The sequence below is a fragment of the Mycobacterium sp. 663a-19 genome (assembly GCF_035616495.1).
Lineage (GTDB): Bacteria > Actinomycetota > Actinomycetes > Mycobacteriales > Mycobacteriaceae > Mycobacterium.
The window spans coordinates 1-4,746 of sequence record NZ_JAPJAV010000025.1 but is presented as its reverse complement, the minus strand read 5'-3'; the positions used below and the strand labels follow the sequence as shown (position 1 = coordinate 4,746).

General features: G+C 68.8%; 1 protein-coding gene. It reads right to left on the bottom strand.

Annotated features, from left to right (window positions below):
- The coding region (locus tag OQ968_RS24660; protein ID WP_324682267.1) for a condensation domain-containing protein at positions 1 to 4,746 on the bottom strand (4,746 nt) is incomplete at both ends.

The window sequence follows — 4,746 nt, the reverse complement described above, 5'->3', positions numbered from 1 at the left end:
GCCCCAGATCTCCCACACCGAAAAGTCGAAGGCATACGAATGGAACTGCGCCCACACCTGCCCTTCCGCCAACTCGACGCCGACGTCCGGGGAGTCGAACAAGCGGGTGACGTTGTGGTGGGTCACCGCAACGCCTTTGGGCGCACCGGTGGACCCCGAGGTGTAGATGATGTGGGCAACGTTGTCCGGGTCCGGTGCCGACAGGCTCGTGCTCGGATGGCCGCAGATGCGCAGGTCATCGACATCGATGACCGCCAATTCGCAGCCCTCCAGCCGTTCTGCCAGGCCGGTGGTGGTGATCGCAACGACCGGCGCCGTGTCCGCGAGCATGAACCTGACCCGCGCCGCCGGCACCGCGGGGTCGATCGGCAGATAGGCCGCCCCGGTTTTGAGCACGGCCAAAATCGCGACTATCGCGTCGGCGGACCGCGAAAACAGCAGTGCCACACACTGTCCGGGGCCCGCACCGTGTTCGGCCAGCAGGTGCGCCAACCGGTTGGCGGCCTCATCCAACTCGCGATACGTCATCGAGGCGCCCCGGAAACTCACCGCGACCGCCCGCGGCGCGCGCGCCACCTGCGCGGCGAACAACTCCGGAATCGACACCCGCACCGCGGGCCGGGCCAACACCGCCCGGTTGCCCCACTCGTCCAGGCGGGCGCGCTCACCAAGCTCGAGCACATCCAGAGACGAAAGCCGCCGTCCGGGGTCGGCGGCCATCGCCGCCAACAACCGCTGCAACCGCTCGACGAGCACCTCGATGCTCTCCGGATCGAACACGTCGGTGTCGAACTCGACGCGAAGGCTCAGTTGGTGACCCGGCATGGCTTGCATGGTCAGCGGATGGTCGTTGTGTTCGCGGGTGGTCAGGTCGGTGATAGCCAATCCGTCCGCGCCTGCTAATGCGCCGGTGTCGATCGGGTAGTTCTCGTAGACGAACAGCGTGTCGAACAATCGCTCGTGTCCGGTGACGCGGTGGATTTCGGTGAGCGCCAGGTGCTGGTGATCCAGTGTGTGGTTGTTGGCGCTGTGCAGCTGGTCGAGTAGGTCGGCGACGGTGGTCGCCGCGGTGACGCTGGCCCGCACCGGCACCGTGTTGATCAGCAGCCCCACAATGGATTCCGCGCCACCGACGTCGGCCGGCCTACCCGAGACCGCGGTGCCGAACGCGACATCGTGGTGGCCGGTCAGCCACATCAGCACCTGTGCCCAGGCGGCCTGCAGCACGGTGTTGACGGTGGTGTGCTGCGCGCGCGCCAGCTCGGTCACGGCTCGCGTGATTCCCTCGGGCACCCGGTACGATTCGACGCCTCGTCGCCCGAGCCCCGACCGCCCCGGCGGGCCCACCAGGGTGGGGGTGTCGAAGCCCGCCAACGCCTCGCGCCAGGCCGCGCGGGCGGCGTCGTGGTCGCGATCGGCCAGCCAGGTGACAAACCTGCGATACGGCACCGCCGCGGGCAGCCGCTGCCCGTAATAGCCCGCAAATATGTCCCGCAACAGGATCGGCAGCGACCAACCGTCCATCACGATGTGGTGGAAGGTGAGCACGCATCGATGCGCATCGGGTGCGGTGCGGATCAGGGCGGCCCGAAACGCCGGCGGATGGGCCAGGTCGCAGACCGCCGCGCGTTCGGCGGCGCACAGTTCTTGGACCCGCTCCTCGGCGTCGAGGTCATGGCCGTTGAGGTCGACATACCGCCAGGCCGCCACGGGGTCGGCCGGGATGATCTGTACCGGTTGGTCGTATTGGTTGCAGAAGCGGGCCACCAGGTTGGGGTGGCGGGCGACAACGGTGTCCACGGCTTGGTGGAGGCGGTCGGGGTCTAGCGGACCCGTCAAGGTGAGGTCGAGCTGCATCGCGTACAGATCATCGTCATTGGGCCGCGCGCTGCTCGCGTGGAAGAGCAGCCCCTGCTGCATCGGGGTCAGCGATAGCACGTCGGCGATCCGGTACTGCCGGTGCAGCTCGTCGATCTGCTGCTGGCTGAGCCGGGCGGGGGCGATGTCGGACGGGGTCAAGCCGCCCCCGCCGTTTCGTACATGAGCGCAGATGCCGGCCAGCGCGTCACACCACAGTTGGCTGAGCCGGCTGATCCCCGCGTCGTCGAGTGCCGAGCACGCCCACGTCCAGTCGGCCTCCAGCCGGGGGCCTGTGTCGGTGTCGACGGCGGCGGCGGTCAGCTCCACGGTGTGCGCCAGCGGCATGGGCACCGCCGCGGCCGTCGCGGTAACCGACATGCCGCCGGGGTCGATCCGCCACAGATCCGTCGCCATTTCGGCCGAGGCCGCGCCGAGGCGCCCGAGGTAGTTGAAACCGATCGCCGGATCGGATGCGGCCAAACCGATCTCGGGGTTGAGGTAGCGCAGCAGACCGTAGGTCAGACCGTCGGGCAGGGCGCGCAGTTGTTCCTTGATGTCTTTGACAACCGCCCCGAGTGCGGCATCGCCTACGCTCAGCGCGACGGGGTATTTGGTGGTGAACCAGCCCACGGTGCGCGACAGGTCCACGTCGGGGGCCACGTCCTCGGCGCGGCCGTGGCCCTCCACATCGATGCCGATCGGCGCGCCGTGCATGCCGAGGAATTCCGCGCACGCCAGGCCCAGCGCGATCAGCAAGATGTCATGGATCCCGGCGTGGAATGCCGCCGGCACTTCGTCGAGCAGCAGCCGGGTGGTGGCGGCATCCAGCGATATCGATAGGTGGCCGGCGCTGGCATAGGTGTCGAGCTCGGGGTCGGGCACTGCCAGTGCGGCCGGGACCGCCGCCACCTGCCGCCAAATGTCGGCCTGGGCAACAACTTCAGGGGCGTGTGCATGATCGGCCAGCAGGGAGGCCCACCGGGAGAACGACGTGCCGCCCGTCGGCAACGCCACCGGCTGGCCAGCGTGATGCTGGGCCCAGGCGATGTTGAAGTCCTCCAACAGGATTCGCCACGACACCGCATCGATCGCCAGGTGGTGAACGATCACCACCAACTCGCTGGTGGAGCTGACCCACAACGCGCTGACCATCACCCCAGCCGCCGGGTCCAGCCGCGACCGCGCCCGGACCAGCGTCTCGTCGGACAACACGTCGACGGTGTGCAGGCACGCGTCGGCGTTTACCGACCCGGGTTCGGGCACGGTCAGCGCCCAGCCTGCGGGCCCATCGTCGACTCGTAGCCGCAGCATGCCATGCCGGTCGAGCAGGGCCTGCAGCACGACGAGAACGTCGGCCTCGGTGACTCCCGCGGGGGCCTGCAGCACCATCGTCTGGTTGAACTGCTCCACCGGGCCGTCCACGGTCTGCAGCCAGCGCATGATCGGCGTGGGGATCACCGGGCCCACACCGTCATCGATGACGGTCGGCCCGTCGGTGGCCGCCGACCCCGTCACCCGGGCCAGGCCGGCGACGGTCTGCTCGACGAAGATGTCGCGCGGCTGACACCTCAGCCCGGCGGCGCGGGCCCGGGCCACCACCTGCATCGACAGGATGCTGTCGCCGCCCATTTCGAAGAACGAGTCATCGACCCCCACGCGCTCGACGCCGAGGACTTCGGCGTAGATGCCGGCCAGGACCTCCTCGACCGCGCCGGTCGGGGCGCGGTAGTGATCGGTGTCCAGGTATTCGGGTGCCGGCAGAGACCGTGTGTCGAGCTTGCCGTTGACCGTCAGCGGCAGCGCGTCGAGCACCACGATCGCGGCCGGGACCATGTAGCCCGGGAGCCGCTCGCCCAGCTCGGCGCGGGTTATGGCCGGGTCGGCGGTTCCGGTGATGTAACCCACCAGGCGCCTGTCGCCGGGACGGTCCTCGCGGGCGAGCACCACCGCCTGCTGCACCCCGTCGAGTTCGGCTAGGGCGCTTTGGATTTCGCCGAGCTCGATGCGATACCCGCGGATCTTGACCTGCTCGTCGGCGCGGCCGTGGTATTGCAGTTGCCCGTCGGCACCCCAGCACACCAGGTCCCCGGTGCGATACATTCGCGTTCCCGTCTCGCCGAACGGGCACGCCACGAACCGCGACGCCGTCAACCCGCAACGGTGCACGTAGCCAACGCCCACGCCGCCGCCGGCCACATACAACTCGCCGACCACCCCGACCGGCACCAAATGCAACCACTCGTCCAGCACGAACAGCGACGCCTCCGGTACTGGGTAACCGATCGGCACCCGCGACCCGCGTGTCAGCGGAGCACTGATCGCCACGCACATGGTCGTCTCGGTTGGGCCGTAGGCGTTGATCATCACCCGCCCGGGCGCCCACCGATCCACCACCTCCGCCGGGCACGCCTCACCGACCACCACCAACGCCGCAGACTCCAGGCCCTGTGGCGACAACATCCCCACCGCAGAGGGGGTTTGGGTGAGGACACTGACCTCTTCGGTGACCAGTAAGGCGTGGAAGTCCTCCGGCGAGACCACCACTGACTCGGGCACCACCACCAGGCGCCCGCCACGCAACAGGGCCCCGAAGACTTCCCAGACCGAGACGTCGAACGCCAGGGTGTGGCACTGCGGCCACACACCCGGGCGCGGCAGCCCCGCATCCAGCGACGCCAGCAGCTGCGTCGCGTTGCGGTGGGTGATGGCAACGCCTTTGGGGACTCCCGTTGTGCCCGAGGTGTAGATGAGGTAGGCGATGTCCGTCGGGTCCGGTGCCGGTAATGCGGTGCAGGATTGGGTTTCCACCGCCGGGTCATCGATGTCGATGACTTGCAGGTCGCTTGCGTGTAGCCGGGGGCGCAGGTCGGCGGTGGTGATCGCGGC